This is a genomic window from Microbispora sp. CL1-1 (assembly GCF_012034195.1).
Taxonomy (GTDB): Bacteria; Actinomycetota; Actinomycetes; order Streptosporangiales; family Streptosporangiaceae; genus Microbispora.
The window spans coordinates 524,727-539,878 of the sequence record NZ_JAATEK010000001.1 but is presented as its reverse complement, the minus strand read 5'-3'; the positions used below and the strand labels follow the sequence as shown (position 1 = coordinate 539,878).

At 72.5% G+C, this 15,152-nt stretch carries 17 protein-coding genes; 8 read left to right on the top strand and 9 right to left on the bottom strand.

Features of this window, described 5'->3' with window-relative positions; genetic code table 11:
• Positions 1 to 459: 459 nt before the first annotated feature.
• The 3 genes from HCK04_RS02480 to HCK04_RS02470 all read right to left on the bottom strand — a co-directional run bounded on the left by HCK04_RS02480 (position 460) and on the right by HCK04_RS02470 (position 2,845).
• A complete protein-coding gene (locus tag HCK04_RS02480; protein WP_142645192.1) occupies positions 460 to 843 on the bottom strand; it encodes a DoxX family protein in 384 nt (127 codons plus the stop codon).
• 376 nt (positions 844 to 1,219) lie between these two features.
• The gene (locus HCK04_RS02475) at positions 1,220 to 2,146 is read right to left on the bottom strand and encodes an RNA polymerase sigma-70 factor (protein ID WP_142645191.1); all 927 of its coding nucleotides are present in this window, start codon (positions 2,144 to 2,146) and stop codon (positions 1,220 to 1,222) included.
• Positions 2,147 to 2,152: 6 nt separating this feature from the next.
• The gene (locus tag HCK04_RS02470) at positions 2,153 to 2,845 is read right to left on the bottom strand and encodes an NAD-dependent epimerase/dehydratase family protein (RefSeq protein WP_142645190.1); all 693 of its coding nucleotides are present in this window, start codon (positions 2,843 to 2,845) and stop codon (positions 2,153 to 2,155) included.
• 217 nt (positions 2,846 to 3,062) lie between these two features.
• Here HCK04_RS02470 and HCK04_RS02465 point away from each other — a divergent pair, with 217 nt between their 5' ends.
• Genes HCK04_RS02465 through dhaL form a run of 3 tightly spaced genes read left to right on the top strand, consistent with a single transcriptional unit; the run spans position 3,063 to position 5,477 of the window.
• Positions 3,063 to 3,833 (top strand): MIP/aquaporin family protein, encoded by a 771-nt coding sequence (locus tag HCK04_RS02465; protein WP_142645189.1) that lies wholly within the window; start codon positions 3,063 to 3,065, stop codon positions 3,831 to 3,833.
• Positions 3,830 to 4,822 carry a dihydroxyacetone kinase subunit DhaK gene (dhaK, locus tag HCK04_RS02460; protein ID WP_142645188.1) on the top strand — a complete coding sequence of 331 codons (993 nt, stop codon included), beginning with the start codon at positions 3,830 to 3,832 and terminating at the stop codon, positions 4,820 to 4,822. Before HCK04_RS02465 ends, dhaK begins: the two co-directional genes overlap by 4 nt.
• Before the next feature lie 28 nt (positions 4,823 to 4,850).
• The gene (gene dhaL / locus HCK04_RS02455; protein WP_142645187.1) at positions 4,851 to 5,477 is read left to right on the top strand and encodes a dihydroxyacetone kinase subunit DhaL; all 627 of its coding nucleotides are present in this window, start codon (positions 4,851 to 4,853) and stop codon (positions 5,475 to 5,477) included.
• A gap of 149 nt (positions 5,478 to 5,626) precedes the next feature.
• On the opposite strand, the gene HCK04_RS02450 is transcribed toward dhaL, so the two are convergent.
• Positions 5,627 to 6,391, bottom strand: coding sequence for an IclR family transcriptional regulator (locus tag HCK04_RS02450; RefSeq protein ID WP_142645186.1), 765 nt, complete (start codon positions 6,389 to 6,391; stop codon positions 5,627 to 5,629).
• Positions 6,392 to 6,427: 36 nt separating this feature from the next.
• Here HCK04_RS02450 and dhaM point away from each other — a divergent pair, with 36 nt between their 5' ends.
• Both dhaM and HCK04_RS02440 read left to right on the top strand, forming a co-directional pair.
• Positions 6,428 to 6,802 (top strand): dihydroxyacetone kinase phosphoryl donor subunit DhaM, encoded by a 375-nt coding sequence (gene dhaM, locus HCK04_RS02445; RefSeq protein WP_142645185.1) that lies wholly within the window; start codon positions 6,428 to 6,430, stop codon positions 6,800 to 6,802.
• Between the two features lie 169 nt (positions 6,803 to 6,971).
• A complete protein-coding gene (locus tag HCK04_RS02440; protein ID WP_205829688.1) occupies positions 6,972 to 7,235 on the top strand; it encodes an HPr family phosphocarrier protein in 264 nt (87 codons plus the stop codon).
• A 55-nt stretch (positions 7,236 to 7,290) separates the two neighbouring features.
• Here the strand turns inward: HCK04_RS02440 and HCK04_RS02435 are convergent, their stop codons facing one another.
• Positions 7,291 to 10,104, bottom strand: a complete 2,814-nt coding sequence (locus tag HCK04_RS02435) for a BTAD domain-containing putative transcriptional regulator (RefSeq protein WP_205829687.1) — start codon at positions 10,102 to 10,104, stop codon at positions 7,291 to 7,293.
• A gap of 116 nt (positions 10,105 to 10,220) precedes the next feature.
• On the opposite strand from HCK04_RS02435, the gene HCK04_RS02430 reads away from it, so the two are divergent.
• Both HCK04_RS02430 and HCK04_RS02425 read left to right on the top strand, forming a co-directional pair.
• Entirely contained in the window at positions 10,221 to 10,673 is a 453-nt protein-coding gene (locus HCK04_RS02430; RefSeq protein ID WP_142645184.1) for a carboxymuconolactone decarboxylase family protein, read from the top strand.
• A gap of 30 nt (positions 10,674 to 10,703) precedes the next feature.
• Positions 10,704 to 10,994 (top strand): hypothetical protein, encoded by a 291-nt coding sequence (locus tag HCK04_RS02425; RefSeq protein WP_142645183.1) that lies wholly within the window; start codon positions 10,704 to 10,706, stop codon positions 10,992 to 10,994.
• Positions 10,995 to 11,088: 94 nt separating this feature from the next.
• Here HCK04_RS02425 and HCK04_RS44055 read toward each other — a convergent pair whose 3' ends face one another.
• On the bottom strand, positions 11,089 to 11,388 hold the full coding sequence (locus HCK04_RS44055; protein WP_221889849.1) for a MarR family transcriptional regulator: 300 nt from the start codon (positions 11,386 to 11,388) through the stop codon (positions 11,089 to 11,091).
• Between the two features lie 384 nt (positions 11,389 to 11,772).
• Between HCK04_RS44055 and HCK04_RS02415 the strand changes: the two genes are divergently transcribed.
• A complete protein-coding gene (locus tag HCK04_RS02415; protein ID WP_142645181.1) occupies positions 11,773 to 12,252 on the top strand; it encodes a cupin domain-containing protein in 480 nt (159 codons plus the stop codon).
• A gap of 716 nt (positions 12,253 to 12,968) precedes the next feature.
• On the opposite strand, the gene HCK04_RS02410 is transcribed toward HCK04_RS02415, so the two are convergent.
• From HCK04_RS02410 to HCK04_RS02400, 3 genes are all read right to left on the bottom strand, one after another.
• Entirely contained in the window at positions 12,969 to 13,361 is a 393-nt protein-coding gene (locus HCK04_RS02410) for a hypothetical protein (protein WP_142645180.1), read from the bottom strand.
• 152 nt (positions 13,362 to 13,513) lie between these two features.
• Complete coding sequence (locus HCK04_RS02405; protein WP_142645179.1) at positions 13,514 to 14,737, bottom strand: sigma-70 family RNA polymerase sigma factor; 1,224 nt, start codon at positions 14,735 to 14,737, stop codon at positions 13,514 to 13,516.
• Positions 14,737 to 15,135 carry a YciI family protein gene (locus tag HCK04_RS02400; RefSeq protein WP_142645178.1) on the bottom strand — a complete coding sequence of 133 codons (399 nt, stop codon included), beginning with the start codon at positions 15,133 to 15,135 and terminating at the stop codon, positions 14,737 to 14,739. Before HCK04_RS02400 ends, HCK04_RS02405 begins: the two co-directional genes overlap by 1 nt.
• Between the last annotated feature and the right edge of the window lie 17 nt (positions 15,136 to 15,152).

The following is a 15,152-nucleotide window of genomic DNA, read 5'->3' as shown; positions in this document are numbered from 1 at the left end:
CGGTCGGCGTGAAGGTGAGCGGAAGAAGGTGTCAGGTCTACAGAGCGGGCGGGGTCACGCGGTTATGTCCTCTGTCCTCACTGCGATGGGCCGCAGGCACCCTACGAGAGCGCGTACGGCAGGCTCAAACGGTTTTCCCGCCGGCGACAGCGCGGCGCTCGAACGTTTTCCTCCGGCGTTGGCCGCGGCCTCGGCACCGGCAGCGGGAGTAGACGCCGGCGCGCGGGGAGCACACGCCCACGAACGGCAGGGGCGTGCGGTCGGCAGAGGCGTGCGGTTGACAGGGGCGTGCGGTTGGCAGAGGCGTGCGGTCAGCAGGGACATGTGGTCCGGCGGCGGGCCGACCGTGGTCCGACTGTGGTCCGACCGTGGTCCGGCAAGCGTCGCGCCGGGGGCCGCGCCGGGGGCAGGACCGAGCCCGCCGGTCCGGCCCCCCGGCATCGCCCTGGAAGCCGGCGGTCAGCCGGTGAAGGCGCCGGGGCCGAAGCGGCCCCAGGCGACGAAAACGGCGAGCGCGAGGTAGGCCAGGTTCAGCGCCGCGAACCGGAGCTCGCCGCGACGGCCGTGCGTGATCATCGCGCCGACCATCAGCGCGATCCAGCAGAGCGCGGTCACCGGCACCAGCACCGGTGCGATGCCGGTCGCGGGGGGCAGTGTGAAGCCGGCCGCGGCGAGGATCTCCAGGACGCCGAGGGTCTTGACTCCCCCGGCGCTGACGCTTCGCGTCCATGCTCCACCTGGGGTCGCGGCGAGCTTCTCCTTCGGCGTGAATGCCTTGATGGCACCACCGGCCAGGGCCACCACGGCCAGCAGTCCGGCAACGATCCACAGTGCGAGGTTCATCGAGTCGTCCAGTCGTGATCAAGGGTAAGAACGTCGTGGAAGGGCCCAGGGGCGCGGATGGAACAGAGGCCGCCGGGCGTCCGGCGGCGGTTGAACCGGTGGTTTCCGGCGGCTGCCGGACGGTGCCGGGTCCGGCGACGGCACCGCTCGGCCGCATCAGCGATGCAGGCGCCTGGCTCGGCCGGTTCGGGGACGGCGCCGCTCGATCGCATCAGCGATGCAGGGCACCTGGCTCAGCCGGTTCGGGGACAGCGCCGCTCGCTCGCATCGCGCGATGCGAGCGCCATGCTCGGCCGGTTCCGACGGCGGGCCGCTCGTCGCCGGGGGCCGGCGCTGGGGACCGCCGGGGGGCGTCAGCCCCGTGTGCCCGGCGAGATCAGCCCTTCCAGGTGCCCCCGTGGCTTGCGCGGACCAGGGCGCCGAGGTCGCCGACCCGGTCGAAATGCTGGAGCTTGTCGGGGTTGACGATGGAGTGGATGGTCTGGATCCGGCCGTCGCCGATCTCCAGTCCCATCACCCCGACCAGCAGGTCGCGGGCGTCGAAGACCAGGGCGCCCGGCTGGCCGTTGACCTGCGTGAGATGGAAGCGCACACCGCCGGCACGGGCCAGCAGGGGCGCCATCGCCGCCAGGACGCGCGCCACGCGCAGGCGTCCGTTGAGCGGCCGTCCCAGCGCCGGCACCTTGCCGCCACCGTCGCCGTGCATCGCCACGTCCTGCGCCAGCAGCTCTTCCAGCGCGCGCAGGTCGCCGTGCTCGACGGCGGCGAAGAAGCGCCCGGCGAGCTGCTGCCGCTGCTGCCGGGAGGCGTGGTAGCGCGAGCGGCGCTGCCGAAGATGGCCGCGGGCACGGGCGACCAGGTGCCTTGTGGTGTCCACGTCGGTGCCGACGATCTCGGCGACCTCCGCGTACGGATAGTCGAACACATCGCGGAGCAGGAACGCGGCCCGCTGCTGCGGCGTCAGGCTTTCCAGCAGCACCAGGACGGCCAGCGACAGCGAGTCGGCGGTCTCGGCGTGCTCGCCCGGCGTGGGATCGGTGGCGAGCGGTTCCGGCAGCCATTCGCCGATGTATCGCTCCCGCCGTACGCGTGCCGAGCGCAACTGGTCGATGGCCAGCCGGGTGACCAGGGTGGCGATGTAGGCCCGTGGTGAGGCGATCGTCTCGCCTCCGCTCTGGGTCTGGTGCAGCCGCAGGAACGCTTCCTGCACCACGTCTTCGGCTTCGCCGACGCTGCCGAGCATCTGGTAGGCGATGGCGAAGGCGCGCGGCCGCAACTCGCCGTACAGATCCGAGGTGGTCATGCCGGGTCAGCTCAATCCGTCGACGAATCCGGTGCGCCAGCTCGGGTGCTGCGGCGTCCACCCCAGTTCGCGCTTGATCTTCTCGCTCGAGATCCCGCGGGCCCGCGTCATCATGTCGACCGCGCCCTCACCGGCCAGCGGGCGGGCGAGCCAGGCCGGCACCCGGCGCGGCGGTCCGGCGCCGAGCGTGCGGGCCAGGTAGGGCAGCCAGACGCGCACCGGAGCCGGGTCGTCGTCGGCGACGTGGTAGATCCCGGTCTCGCCTTTCTCGACGGCCGCGACGGTGGCCGCCGCGGCATCGGCGATGTGCACCAGCGACCACACGCCGTCGCCGCTGCCGATGATGGGGAACCTCCGCTTGCGGATCTGCCCGGTCATGACCGCGTCCGGCGCGGCGCTGAGGCCCGTCCCGGGGCCGTAGAAGGAACCGTAACGGAGCACGATGCCGTCGGCCCAGGTGATGCCGGTCACAGCATCCTCCACGTGGCGCAGCGCGGCCACGGCCTCCGCGGCGTCGCCGGGCGGGTCCGGCTCGATCCGGCCGTTCTCGTCGGCGACCGGTTCGGCGCCCAGTGCACGCAGCGGCCCGGTCTTGGCCTGCGAGCGGGTCGTGCCGACCACCTGATGGCCGCGTGCCACCAACCGGGTGACGAGGTGGGTGCCGATCGCCCCGGACGCCCCGGCGATGAAGATCTTCATGTCGTCTCTGTTCGTCGCGCTGATGAAGTCGCGCTCGGCACTAGAGACGAGACAGCCCGCCTGCCCATGAACGGCAGTGACGCACCTCACACGGATGCCGTGGACGGCTCCCGCGCGGGAAGCGCCGACGACCCCTTGACGTGGATGGCCTCCAGATTTAACTTCTATGAAATCGCGTTCGACATTATCGAACGATGTTCACGGTCTGGACGGTCTCATGAACGACTCACCCCCCTCCACGTTCCAGAAGCTCCTGTCAGAACTGCTCGGCACCGCCTTCCTCGTGTACGTCGGCGCCGGCTCGGCCGCCGCCACCGGGGTCATCGCCGCCGGATCCCAGGCACCCTTCTCCATGGCCCAGCTCGGCATGATCAGCTTCGCGTTCATGCTGGTCATCGTGGGCACGGTCTATGCCATCGGGCACATCTCCGGCGCCCACATCAATCCGGCGGTCACGGTCGCCCTCGCCGCGACCGGCCGCTTCCCCTGGCGTGAGGTGCCCGGCTACGTAGCGGCGCAGGCCGCCGGGGCGGTCGCCGGCGCGCTCGGGATCTTCGCGACGCTCGGCGCGGACGCCGCCAAGGCCGCCGGAGGCGGCGTCACCGCGTACGCCGCCGAGGTCGGCTTCGCCCGCGGCACGCTGGTCGAGGCGATCGGCACGTTCATCCTGGTCTTCGTCATCTTCGGGGTGCTCGACCGGCGGGCCATACCCGGATGGGCGCCGATGGCGATCGGCTCGATCGTCTTCGCGATCATCGTCATCGTGGGCCCGGTGACCGGAGCCGCGATCAACCCGGCCCGCTACCTCGGCCCGTTCCTCGTGGACGCCGCCTGGGGCGGCTCGGCGAGCTGGGCCCAGGTGCCGGCGTACTTCATCGGGGAGTTCGCGGGCGGCCTGATCGGGGCACTCGCCTACACGGCGCTTGCGGCCTCGCGAGGAAGGACGAAGCTGGAGAGCACGACCACGGCAGTAGGGACCGCATCATGAAGAAGCTCATCAACAGCGTCGACTCCGTCGTCACCGACGCGCTTCGCGGCATCGCCGCGGCGCACCCCTCGCTCCGCGTCGACATCGAGAACAAGGTGGTCTTCCGCGCCGACGCCCCACGGCAGGGCAAGGTCGGCCTGGTCTCCGGCGGCGGTTCCGGTCACGAGCCGCTGCACGGCGGGTTCGTCGGCTACGGCATGCTCGACGCGGCCTGTCCCGGCGAGATCTTCACCTCCCCCGTCCCCGACCAGCTCATCGAGGCGACCAAGGGCGTGGACGGCGGCGCGGGCGTGCTGCACATCGTGAAGAACTACACGGGCGACGTGCTGAACTTCGAGATGGCCGCCGAGCTGAGCGGCGACGAAGGCGTCGAGGTCGCGACCGTGCTCGTCAACGACGACGTGGCGGTGCAGGACTCCCTCTACACGGCGGGCCGCAGGGGCACCGGGGCCACGCTGTTCGTGGAGAAGATCGCCGGGGCGCTGGCCGAGACCGGGGCGCCGCTGGCCGAGGTGGCACGGGTCGCCCGGGAGGTCAACGAGCGCAGCCGCTCGTTCGGGGTGGCGCTGACGCCCTGCACGGTCCCGGCCGCGGGCAAGCCCACGTTCGAGCTGGGCGACACGGAGATCGAGCTCGGCATCGGCATCCACGGCGAGCCCGGCCGCACCCGGGCCCCGATGCGCGAGGCCCGGGAGATCGTCCGTACGGCCATGGACGCGATCGACGCCGACCTGCCGCTGTCCGGCGAGACGCTCGTCATGGTCAACGGCATGGGCGGCACGCCGCTCATCGAGCTGTACATCGTCTTCGCCGAGGTGGAGGCCTACCTTCGGGAGAAGGGCGCGACGGCCGTACGCAGCCTGGTCGGCAACTACGTGACCAGCCTCGACATGCAAGGCTTCTCGGTGACGACGTGCTCGCTGACCGGCGAGCTCACCCGGCTCTGGGACGCGCCGGTGGAGACACCCGCGCTGCGCTGGGGCCGCTGACCGCCATCCGAACCTCTGGAGTCCGCTCGTGAACACCCAGTTCTTCGCCGCCTGGATCGAGGAGATCGCCGCCGCCGTACGGGCACAGCGCGACCACCTCACCCAACTGGACGCCGCGATCGGCGACGCCGACCACGGCGCCAACCTCGACCGCGGGTTCACCGCCGCGCAGGAGGCGCTGGCCGGCGCCTCCCCGCAGACCCCGGGCGCGCTCCTCGTGCTCGTCGGATCCACGCTGATCCGCAAGGTCGGCGGGGCCTCGGGTCCCCTGTACGGCACCGCCTTCCGGGAGATGGGCAAGGCGTTCGGCGAGGCCGCGGAGATCACGCCGGCCGAGCTGAGCACGGGCCTGAACGCGGCCCTGTCCGGCGTACAGCGCCTCGGCGCGGCGGCCGAGGGCGACAAGACCATGGTCGACGCCCTCGCCCCGGCCGCCAAGGCGCTGGGCCAGGCCGTACAGGACGGGCTGAAGCCGGAGGAGGCGCTGGAGGCGGCGGCCGCCGCGGCCGAGCAGGGCGCCAGGGCGACGGTCCCGTTGCAGGCGCGCAAGGGGCGGGCCAGCTACCTGGGACCGCGCAGCGTCGGGCACGAGGATCCCGGCGCCGCCTCCACGGCTCTGCTGTTCGGCGCGCTGAAGGCGGCCGCCTCCCGATGACCGCGAGCCGCGGCCGGGCCGCGACGAGCCGGGTCCCGGCGCCGGCCCACCCGTCCAGCGCCCGGGAGCAGGGGCACGCGAACCGGTTGGACGGCCGGGTCGTGAGCCGCCGGGGCCGGGCGGGCTCGGGCCGGGTGGACGTGGGCCGGTCAGACGGCCGGGCCGCCGTAGCGGGGCGCGCCGAGATCGCGCGAGACCGCCCGTGCGGTCTCGCGCACGGCCAGCGCGATCTCCTCCCGCCGCGCCGGGTCCAGCACCCGCTCGACCGGCCCGACCACGGCGACGGCGCCGGCCACCGAGCCGTCCCGGGAGAAGACGGGCGCGGCGACGCCCGCGTCTCCCAGCGCCGCCTCCTGGTCCTCGACCGCGTACCCCCGGCGGCGCACCTCCGCGAGCACCCGCTCAAGGTCGTCGCGGACGGTCCTGGTGAGCCCGGTCAGCGGGGCGAGGTCGCCCGACAGCAGCTCGTCCCGGCGCGGGTCGTGGGCGGCGATGGCGTGGCCGAGGGCGCAGGCGTGCCACGGGATCGCCGCGCCGACCTCCAGGATCTGCACGACGTCGTCGGGCCGGAACACGTGGTGCAGCACGATCACCCGGCTCCCCGACAGCGTGCCGACCCAGACGGCCTCGTTGACCCGCTGGGCCAGAGAGTCGGCCCACAACAGGCTCCTGGCCCGCAGTTCGGACCCCTCCAGATAGGCGTTGCCGAGTTGCAGCACGGCGGGCCCGAGCGCGTACTTGCCGGTGTCGGGGTCCTGCACGACCAGCTCGCAGGCGGCGAGCGTGCGCAGCAGCCCGTGCACGGTCGGCTTGGCCAGGCCCACCCGCTCGGCGATCTCGGTGACCCCGAGCCGGGGGGTGCCTGACCCGAGGACCTTCAGGATGAGCGCCGCGCGCTCCACCGACTGGATCACTTTTCGATTATGCCGAACGATCTTCAGGAATAACGAATGGTTGGCATCGTACTCATTTCACACAGCAGCAGCCTGGCCGCGGAAGTGGCCGCACTGGCAAGGCAGATCGGCGGCGCACATGTGCCGCTGGCGGCGGCGGGAGGCACCGAGGACGGCGGTCTCGGCACCAGCCCCGACCTGGTGACCGCCGCCATCAAGGAGGTGGACCGGGGGGACGGGGTCGTGCTCATCCCCGACCTCGGCAGCTCGGTGCTCACCGCCAAGTTGCTGCAGACCCCGGATGACGTCGTGATCGCCGACGTGCCGTTCGTGGAGGGCGCCATCTCCGCGGTCGTGGCGGCGGGCGGCGGCGCCTCGCTGGACGGTGTGCTGGCGGCGGCCGAGGAGGCGTGGCATGTCCGTAAGCTCTGACCCCACGGCAACCCCAGCGCCGACGGCAAGCCCTGCCGGCGCGAGCCCTCCGCCTGCGACGCCCCCTGCGGTGGCGGCCCCTGCTGCGGCCGCGACGAGCCCCGCTGTGGCTGAACCCGCCGCAGCGACCGCTGCCATGATGCCCCCTGCTGGGGCGAGCCCTGCGGCTGTGCCTTCCAAGGCCGGCGCGGACGAGCGCACGATCGTCCTGAGCGAGGACCTGCACGCCCGCCCCGCGAGCGCGCTCGCGCAGACCGCCGCCGCCTTCACCTCGGCCGTCACCCTCTCGTACGGCTCTCGCACGGTCGACGTGCGCAGCGTGCTGTCGCTGATGGGCCTGGGCGCCACCAGTGGGCAGACCGTGACCCTGCGCGCCACCGGCGACGACGCCGCCGAGGCTCTGACCGCTCTCAGCGCGGTGCTCGGCGGCTGACGGACGCGCCGGGAGTCCGGTCCGAGGCGGCCGAAGCCGTGCTGCGGCGGAGCGGTTATGACCCCACGGACTGCGCGTGGCTCTGCCTCGCGGACTCTCCGGCGCTCTCCAGGAAGTCGCGGACCTTCTCGGCCTCCGGAACACCGAGCTCGCCGTAGAGGCCGAGAGCCAGCCGCCCATGCTCACACGCCTGCTCCGCGTGCCCGAGCGCGAGGTGGGCGCGCGCCAGCCCGTCGTGCGCACGCGCCCGCTCCGGCCGGTTGCGCGTCAGGTCGGCGAGCGCGAGCGCGGCCGTGTGCTCCTCGACGGCCCGAGCCGGGTCGCCCGCCGCCTCGGCCAGCCCGTTGAGCGCGGCCGCCTCGTCGGCGGTGTCGCCGAGGGCGCGGTAGACCGCCGCGGCCTGCTCGTGGCGGATGCGCGCCTGGGCGAGCTCGCCCTGGCGCCGCAGGACGACGCCGAGATGGTCGAGGATCGCCGCCTCTCCCGCCGGGTCGCCCACCTTGCGGTGGAGTGCCAGCGCCAGGTCGAGATGGCGCCGGGCCTCCTCGGGACGGCCGGCCCGGTCGAGGAGGAGGGCGAGGACGCCGAGCACGTTGGCCTCGCCCCAGGTGTCGGCGCCGATGCGGGTGAGGTCGAGCGCCTGCTTGAGGTGCTGCTCCGCCTGGGTGTCCCGGCCACGGCGCAGGGCCACGTTTCCCAGGGTGAGCAGTGCCCGGGCCCGTTCGCCGGCCTCCTCGCACGCGTCGAGGGCCTGGTGAGCATGCTCCTCCGCCCGCTCGTACTCGCCGAGCCGCCAGTAGGTCCGCGCCAGGTCGGTGAGCGCTCGCGCCTGAACGTCGGGATCGCCGAGCGTGCGGCTGCGCCGCAGCGCCAGGGTGTGCAGCGTCAGCGCGTCGTCGTGATGCGCGTGCCGGTCGAGGTAGGGGCGCATCGCCAGGGCCAGCATGCCCAGGCAGATCTCGGGGCCGTGGACGGCGGTCGCGATGATGTTGGAGCGTTCGGCGTCGAGCCAGGCGATCGCCTCCGCGGCGTCGCGGATGGGCGCGATCGGGGCGGCCGGCTGGGGGATCCCCTCCCGCTGGCCGACGGTGTACGGGAAGAGCCGGTCCATCGCCGCGCGGGAGCGGTGCAGGTAGTAGGTGAGCAGCCGCATGACGGCGCCGTCGTCCTCGGCGAGCGAGCGGGCGTGCTCGCGGAGCAGATCGTGGAAGGTGTAGCGGCCCGGTTCGAGCTGCAGGAGCATGTGGGCGTCGAGGAGGCCCTCGAGCAGTTCCTCGGCCTCGTCTTCGCGGATCCCGGCCAGCGCGGCCGCGCCGCAGACGTCGATGTCGCGCCCCGGAACCAGTCCGAGCAGGCGGAACATGCGCTGCTTGTCCTCGTGGAGCTGCTCGTAGGAGAGCGCGAAGGCCGCCGACACCCCGTCCAGGAGCCGGCGATGGTCCCGCAGCCGCCCGGCCAGATAGGACACGGTCCAGCGCGGGCGATGCTGGAGGCAGGCGGCGGAGATCCGGATGGCGAGCGGGAGGTGCCCGCACAGCCGCAGCACCTCGCGTACGGCCTCCGGCTCCTGGTGAGCGCGTTCGCCCACGATCCGCTCGAACAGCTCGGCGGCGTCCGCCTCGCCCAGCACGTCCACCGACAACGCCTGGGCGCCGTCCAGGTCGACGAGCCGCCGCCTGCTGGTGATCAGGACGAGGGTGCCGGAGCGTCCCGGCAGCAGGGGGCGCACGTGCTCGGAGTCGAGAGCGTTGTCCAGTACGGCGAGCACCCGGCGATCGGCCAGCTCGGCGCGCCAGAGGGCGCTCCGCTCGGCCGGGGCGACCGGGATGCGGTCGGCGGGCACCCCGAGCTGGCGGAGGAGTGTCTCCAGCGCCGCGGCGGCGTCGATCGGCTCCCGGCCCGCCGTGTGGGCCTGCAGGTCGATGAAGAGCCGGCCGTCCGGATAGCGGGCGGCCAGCCGGTGGGCCACGTGGACGACGAGAGTGGTCTTGCCGATCCCCGCCATGCCGTCGATCGTGACGACCGCCGGCCCGTTGTCGGTGTGGTGCTCGTCCGCGAGCCGCTGCAGTTCGGCGGTCCGTCCGGAGAAATCGGGAATGTCGTACGGCAGGAAGGTGGAGCGGGACGCCGGTTGGGAAGCCGCCGTCGCCGCGCCGGCCAGGCGCAGGGCCGGGTCGTCCGCCAGGACCGCCCGCTCCATTTCGGTGAAGGCGTGTCCGGGGTCGAGCCCCTGTTCGTCCGCGAGAGCCGTACGGTAGGCGCGCGCGGCGGCCAGGGCGTCGGGCTGCCGCCCCGCCCGGTGCAGGGCCAGGACGAGATGGCCGTTGAGCTTCTCGCGCAGCGGGTTGGCGGCCACCTGGGCGGCGAGCTCGTCGAGCAGATCTCCGTGCCGCCCGGCGGCGAGCTCACCCTCCACCAGGCGCTCGTACGCCGACAGCCGCCGGTCGTTCCAGAGCTCCCGGACGCCGGTGACGTAATGCGCGTGCACGTCCTCCAGCGCCTCGCCGCTCCACAGGTCCAGGGCCCTGCGCAGCTCACCTGCGGCCACCAGCTCGGTGAACTCCTGCGCGTCGACCTGTCCGGGCGCCGGCTGCGCGATGTAGCCGCCGGCGCGCGTCTCCAGGAGCCGTACGGCTCCCGCGCCGCGCAGCACCTTGCGGATCGCGGTGATCGAGGCGTGGATCTGCGACCGGGCGGTGTCGGGCCGGTCGTAACCCCACATCGCGTCGATCAGCCGCTCGATGCCGATCACGCGGCCGGCGTTGAGCAGGAGGTAGGCCAGGACAGCCCGGTGACGTGGGGCGATGCCCGTCAGCGGCGCGCCGTCGACGACCATCTCGACGGGGCCGAGCAGGGTGAAGCGCAGCATCGTCCCCCCATCACGATCGCATCGTGCGCGCATAGCGAATGTATCAATCCGGACGGCCACTCTGATCTCACACGAACCGAGACGAATCTCGCAGAACCGATACGGAGGAACCACCGATGGAAGCCCGGATGAAGAACCCCGCCGCGATCATCCCCGCCGCGATGAAGCCGATCATGGAGCTGATGAAGGCCGCTCAGTCGCAAGGTGTCCCCCAGGAGCTCCTGGAGCTGGTGCACCTGCGGGTCAGCCAGATCAACGGCTGCAGCCCCTGCGTCGACAGCGGCCTGAAGAGCCTGCGCAAGCTCGGCGAGAGCGACGAGCGCATCGGCCTGGTCAGCGCCTGGCGCGAGGCCCCGTACTACACCGACGCCGAACGGGCCGCGCTGGAGCTGGCGGAGGCCTCGACCCGGCTGGCCGACCGCGCCGACGCCGTCTCCGACGTGGTCTGGGACAACGCCGCCGGCCACTTCGACGAGAAGCAGCTGGCCTCGATCCTGTTGATGATCGCCGTCACCAACCTCTTCAACCGCCTGAACGCCCCGGTCCGGCAGATCGCCGGCAGCTGGTAAGCCCCCACCCCTCACACAGGAGACACCGGTATGTCCGCCGTCCGCTCGCACCGCTACTCCGTCCCCGAGGCCGACCTGGAGGAGTTCCTGGCCCGCAGGACCTCGCTGATCGCGACCATCAGGGAGGGGCACCCCGGCCTCATCCGCACCGTGCTGGTCCAGCTCGAGGACGGCACCTACACCGACACCTGGCACTGGGAGAGCGGGGAGCAGATGGGCGCCGCGCTCGCCGCCCTGCCCACCTTCCCGGAGGCGCCGCTGACCATGGCCCTGACCAAGGACGCCACCGCCCTGAACGGCCGGGTCATCGACGAACGCTGACCCGGCCCACGCACGGTGGCCGCACCGGGCGGAACCGCCCGGTGCGGCCGGTGGAGAGAGCGGCGGGCCCGGCGCGCGGAAGGGGCGCGCGGCCTCAACGGCTCCGCGTGCGCCGAGAGCGGGGCACACCGGCGAGCTGGTCGCTCCGGATCTCCTCCAGATACGTCCGCGTCAGGTCGCCCGCGCGAGTGAACCAGTCGGACAGCACGGCGATCTCCGCGGGCGTGTAGTCGGCGAACAGCTCGTTCAACCGCCGATAGAAGGGTTCGTAGACGGCCGCGGCGGTGGCGGCCACGGCCGGGTCGGCGACGACGCGCACCCGGCGGCGGTCCTCGGGATCCGGCTGCCGGTGCGCGTACCCGGCCTTCTCCAGCCGGTTCAGCACGCCGGTCACCGCCGAGGAGAACCATGAGCGGCATACACGACGATGTGGACCTCGGGCACACGATCGCGGGCTGGACCGGCTGCGTCGTTGTCGTGTGCGGCTGCGCGACGATCGGCGTGGCGATGTGCGGCGGTTCGGCCTGTTGCTCGACCAACGCGGTGCGACGACCTCCGCCGTGCCTTGGCGGTTCAGCACGCCTCAGCAGGAGCCGGCGGTGTGCGCATCACCTATACCTCGGCGGGCGGTGGGCGTACGGTCGACTTCGGTCGGCGAGTGCCGCTGTGCGCACCCGGCGACACCGGGTAGGAACTCGCGAGTGACGACGATCGGCCTTCAGCGGCGCGTGCCGCGATCCGGAGGCCGAACGGCTCGAACCCGAGGAGAGGACGAGCAGTGACCTATCCCCCACCGGCCTACCACGGTGAGACGGGCGAGCCGACGGCGTCGTACCGGCGCCCGGACGCCACGCCCGAGCTGGTCTACCCGAGCGGAACCACGGTGCACTATCTGGCGACCGGTGCGACCGCCAACGGGCAGTTCGGGCTCTACCGCTGGGACATGGGACCGGAGCCCAGCGGCCCGGCGGCGCACTTCCACCGGTCGATCTCCGAGTCGTTCTACATCCTCACCGGCACGGTGCGGATCTACGACGGCCGGCGTTGGATCGACACCGGCCCTGGCGACTTCGTACACGTTCCGGAGGGCGGCACCCACGCGTTCCGGAACGAGTCGGGAGAGCCGGCGTCGATGCTGCTGCACTTCGCGCCCGGCGCACCCCGGGAGGGCTACTTCGAGGGGCTGCTCACACTCGCGGACATGAGCGAAGAGGAGAAGGCGGAGTTCTACCTCCGCCACGACACCTTCTGGCTCTGAAACGGAGCGGACACGGGCGTACGGAGCAGAGGCACCACCGGGGCTTATGACACTCAATAGCGCGGGAGGCACAGGCGCGGCAGGGCCGCCAGGGCCTATCGAGCCGGGTTCAGGGCTGGAGGTCGATCGCCAGTCCGATGGTCCGCGCCGGAGCGCCGGCAGGCGGGTTCTCTGAACGGTCCGCCCTTCGCCGATGGTCCGGGTAGGCCGGTCGCTGCTCCGGGTCGCGGGGCCGCCACCGGCCAGGATGTGAGCCAGAGTGTGAGCCGGCGTACGGAGGCCGGTGATCCGATCGTGGCACCGAGGACGCGGGCACGCAGTCGTACTGCGGGCACGGCGTGGTGAAGCACTGCTTGGGAGAGGGCACGCAGACGCGGCCGGGACCACAGTCGACCGCCGCACACGGCGATCCGGGGCTGCACGCACCCGCCGTCTGCCCGGCCGGCGAGGTTGCTGCGACCGTCCGTGCCTGTGGAACCGCAGGCACGTCGCCTGCCCAGGCGTTGGCGGCCGGCGACGCCGCTACGGCCATGCCCACCAGCACGATCAGTGTTCGAAGCATGCTTCCCCCAAGCCGTGGTGATCGCTTCTGCCTCTCGCGATGCTCGCACCGGCCACACCCGCTGACGGCAAAACGGCTGTCAGCAAGTCGCACGGCTCGCCGGAGGCCGGGTCACGCGGGGGTGATCGGGACGTGTGTCCACGGCGCGCGCCGGTCAGTCGCCGTAGCAGTGCAACAGCAGATCGGGCTCTGCCCGCCAGCACGTCAGCAGCTTCCGCATGGCCGCCACCAGCTCGCGTTGCGCGGCGGTGCCGACGGCGGCCTCCAGTCGGTCGACGTCGGCCTCAAGCTGCGGAAGGTCGCGCCGATCGAGAACCGTGTCCGACCACGGGTCGAGCCCTCCCAGAACGAGCAGGCCGCTGCTTCCGGCGCTGTCCACCAGCGACAGGAGCTCGTCTACCTCCACGTCCAGCACCCAGCCCCGCCGTTCTGCCGTCATCCACTCTTCGGCCTCCGCACGGCGACGCTCACGCCGCTGTGCCCGGGTGGCGCGACGCAGGCTCTTCGGACGCGGCTGCGGAGGACGCAATGCCAACAGCAGTCCCATGCCGCCGACCGTAGCGATCGCCACAGCCTGCCGGTAGCGCGCCCAGCCGGCGGAACGGGCATCCGGGCCGCGTTCGGATCCCGGCCGGTCGGGCCGGAGAAGTCAGCCCACGCTGAAGTCAGCCCAGCGCAGAAGTCAGCCCAGTCCAGAATTCAGCCCAGCGCGGCCGCCTTGCGCAGCAGCACCGAGCGTTCGCGCTGGTTGGCGCACAGCCGGGCCGCCAGCTCCAGCTCGGCGCGCGCCTCCGGTTTCCGGCCGAGGCGGGCCAGCAGCTCCCCGCGTACGGTCGGAACCAGATGCGACCCGGAGAGCCGGCCCGAGGCGATCAGCTCGTCCACGATGGCCAGGGCCTGGGCCGGACCCGAGGCCATGGCGACGGCGACGGCCCGGTTGAGCTCGACCACCGGCGAGGGCGCGACCCGGCCGAGCGCCTCGTAGAGCACCACGATCCGCTCCCAGTCGGTCTCCTCGACCGAGGGCGCCGACGCGTGGGTGGCGGCGATCGCGGCTTGCAGGCCGTAGGGGCCGAGGCCGCGGGCGGACGCCTTGGCCAGCGCGGCAAGCCCGCGGCGGATCGCCGAACAGTCCCACCGCCGCCGGTCCTGGTCCTCCAGCAGGATCGGCGAGCCGTCCGGGCCGGTGCGGGCCGGGAAGCGCGCGGCCGTCAGCTCGCACAGCGCCAGCAGGCCGTGCACCTCCGGCTCGTACGGCTGTAGCGCGGCCAGGGTGCGGGCCAGCCGGATCGCCTCGTACGCGAGGTCGGGGCGCATCAGCCGGTCGCCCGATGTGGCGGTCGAACCCTCGGTGAAGATCACGTAGAGGACGCTGAGCACGCCGCCCAGCCGCTCCCGGCGCTCGTCGGCCGGCGGCAGCTCGAACGGCACTCCGGCCGCCGTGATCGTCTTCTTGCCCCGGGTGATGCGGGCCTGCACGGTGGGGACGGGGACGAGGAACGCACGGGCGATCTCCTCGCTGGACAGGCCGGCGACCACGCGCAGCGTCAGCGCCACGCGGGCCTCGGGCGAGAGCATCGGATGACAGCTGACGAACATCAGCGCCAGGATGTCGTCGTCGATCCTGTCGGGGTCGGCCTCCTCATCGACCGGCGGATCGTCCGGGTCGGCCGCCAGCAGGGCGTACCGGTCCTGGAGCGCGGTCCTGCGGCGGATCGCGTCGATGGCCCGCCGCCGCGCCGTGGCCATGAGCCAGCCGGCCGGATTGGCCGGAGGTTCGAGCGGCCACGACACCAGCGCCTCGGCCACCGCCTCCTGGGCCGCGTCCTCGGCCAACCCGAAATCGCCGGTGAACCGGGTCAGAGCGGCGACGATCCGCGCCGACTCGATCCGCCAGACGGCCTCGACGTCGGCCGCACCCATCAGACCCGGGCCCGTCCCTCGACGGATCGCACGGTGTCCTGCGGCATCTCGTCTTCGCCGGCCACCCGCCGGACCTCGATCTTGGAACCCGTGACGGCCGGGACCCGCTTGGCCCACTCGACCGCCTCCTGCTTCGAGGCGACGTCGAGCAGGAAGTAGCCCCCGAACAGTTCCTTCGTCTCTCCGTACGGCCCGTCCGTGACCACCGGGACCTCGCCATTGAAGTCGACCACGGCACCCTGGCGCGGATCGTCCAGCCCTTCCGCCGCGAGGAGAACGCCGGCCTTGACCATCTCATCGATGAACTGACGGGTCCTGGCCATCATCTCCTCGATGTCGGCCATCATGGCAGCGTTCGACTCGTCGGTGCCCCGCATGATCAGCATGTAGCTCGGCATCCTGTTCTCCTTCTCCG

What these genes read in the sequence shown, in the direction of transcription:
- HCK04_RS02470 (WP_142645190.1), bottom strand. Translation starts at nt 2,845, where the DNA reads ATGAAGATCTTCATCGCCGGGGCGTCCGGGGCGATCGGCACCCACCTC.
- HCK04_RS02465 (WP_142645189.1), top strand. Translation starts at nt 3,063, where the DNA reads ATGAACGACTCACCCCCCTCCACGTTCCAGAAGCTCCTGTCAGAACTG.
- HCK04_RS02480 (WP_142645192.1), bottom strand. Translation starts at nt 843, where the DNA reads ATGAACCTCGCACTGTGGATCGTTGCCGGACTGCTGGCCGTGGTGGCC.
- HCK04_RS02405 (WP_142645179.1), bottom strand. Translation starts at nt 14,737, where the DNA reads ATGGGTGCGGCCGACGTCGAGGCCGTCTGGCGGATCGAGTCGGCGCGG.
- HCK04_RS02430 (WP_142645184.1), top strand. Translation starts at nt 10,221, where the DNA reads ATGGAAGCCCGGATGAAGAACCCCGCCGCGATCATCCCCGCCGCGATG.
- HCK04_RS02410 (WP_142645180.1), bottom strand. Translation starts at nt 13,361, where the DNA reads ATGGGACTGCTGTTGGCATTGCGTCCTCCGCAGCCGCGTCCGAAGAGC.
- HCK04_RS02400 (WP_142645178.1), bottom strand. Translation starts at nt 15,135, where the DNA reads ATGCCGAGCTACATGCTGATCATGCGGGGCACCGACGAGTCGAACGCT.
- HCK04_RS02425 (WP_142645183.1), top strand. Translation starts at nt 10,704, where the DNA reads ATGTCCGCCGTCCGCTCGCACCGCTACTCCGTCCCCGAGGCCGACCTG.
- HCK04_RS02435 (WP_205829687.1), bottom strand. Translation starts at nt 10,104, where the DNA reads ATGCTGCGCTTCACCCTGCTCGGCCCCGTCGAGATGGTCGTCGACGGC.
- dhaM (WP_142645185.1), top strand. Translation starts at nt 6,428, where the DNA reads ATGGTTGGCATCGTACTCATTTCACACAGCAGCAGCCTGGCCGCGGAA.
- dhaK (WP_142645188.1), top strand. Translation starts at nt 3,830, where the DNA reads ATGAAGAAGCTCATCAACAGCGTCGACTCCGTCGTCACCGACGCGCTT.
- HCK04_RS02475 (WP_142645191.1), bottom strand. Translation starts at nt 2,146, where the DNA reads ATGACCACCTCGGATCTGTACGGCGAGTTGCGGCCGCGCGCCTTCGCC.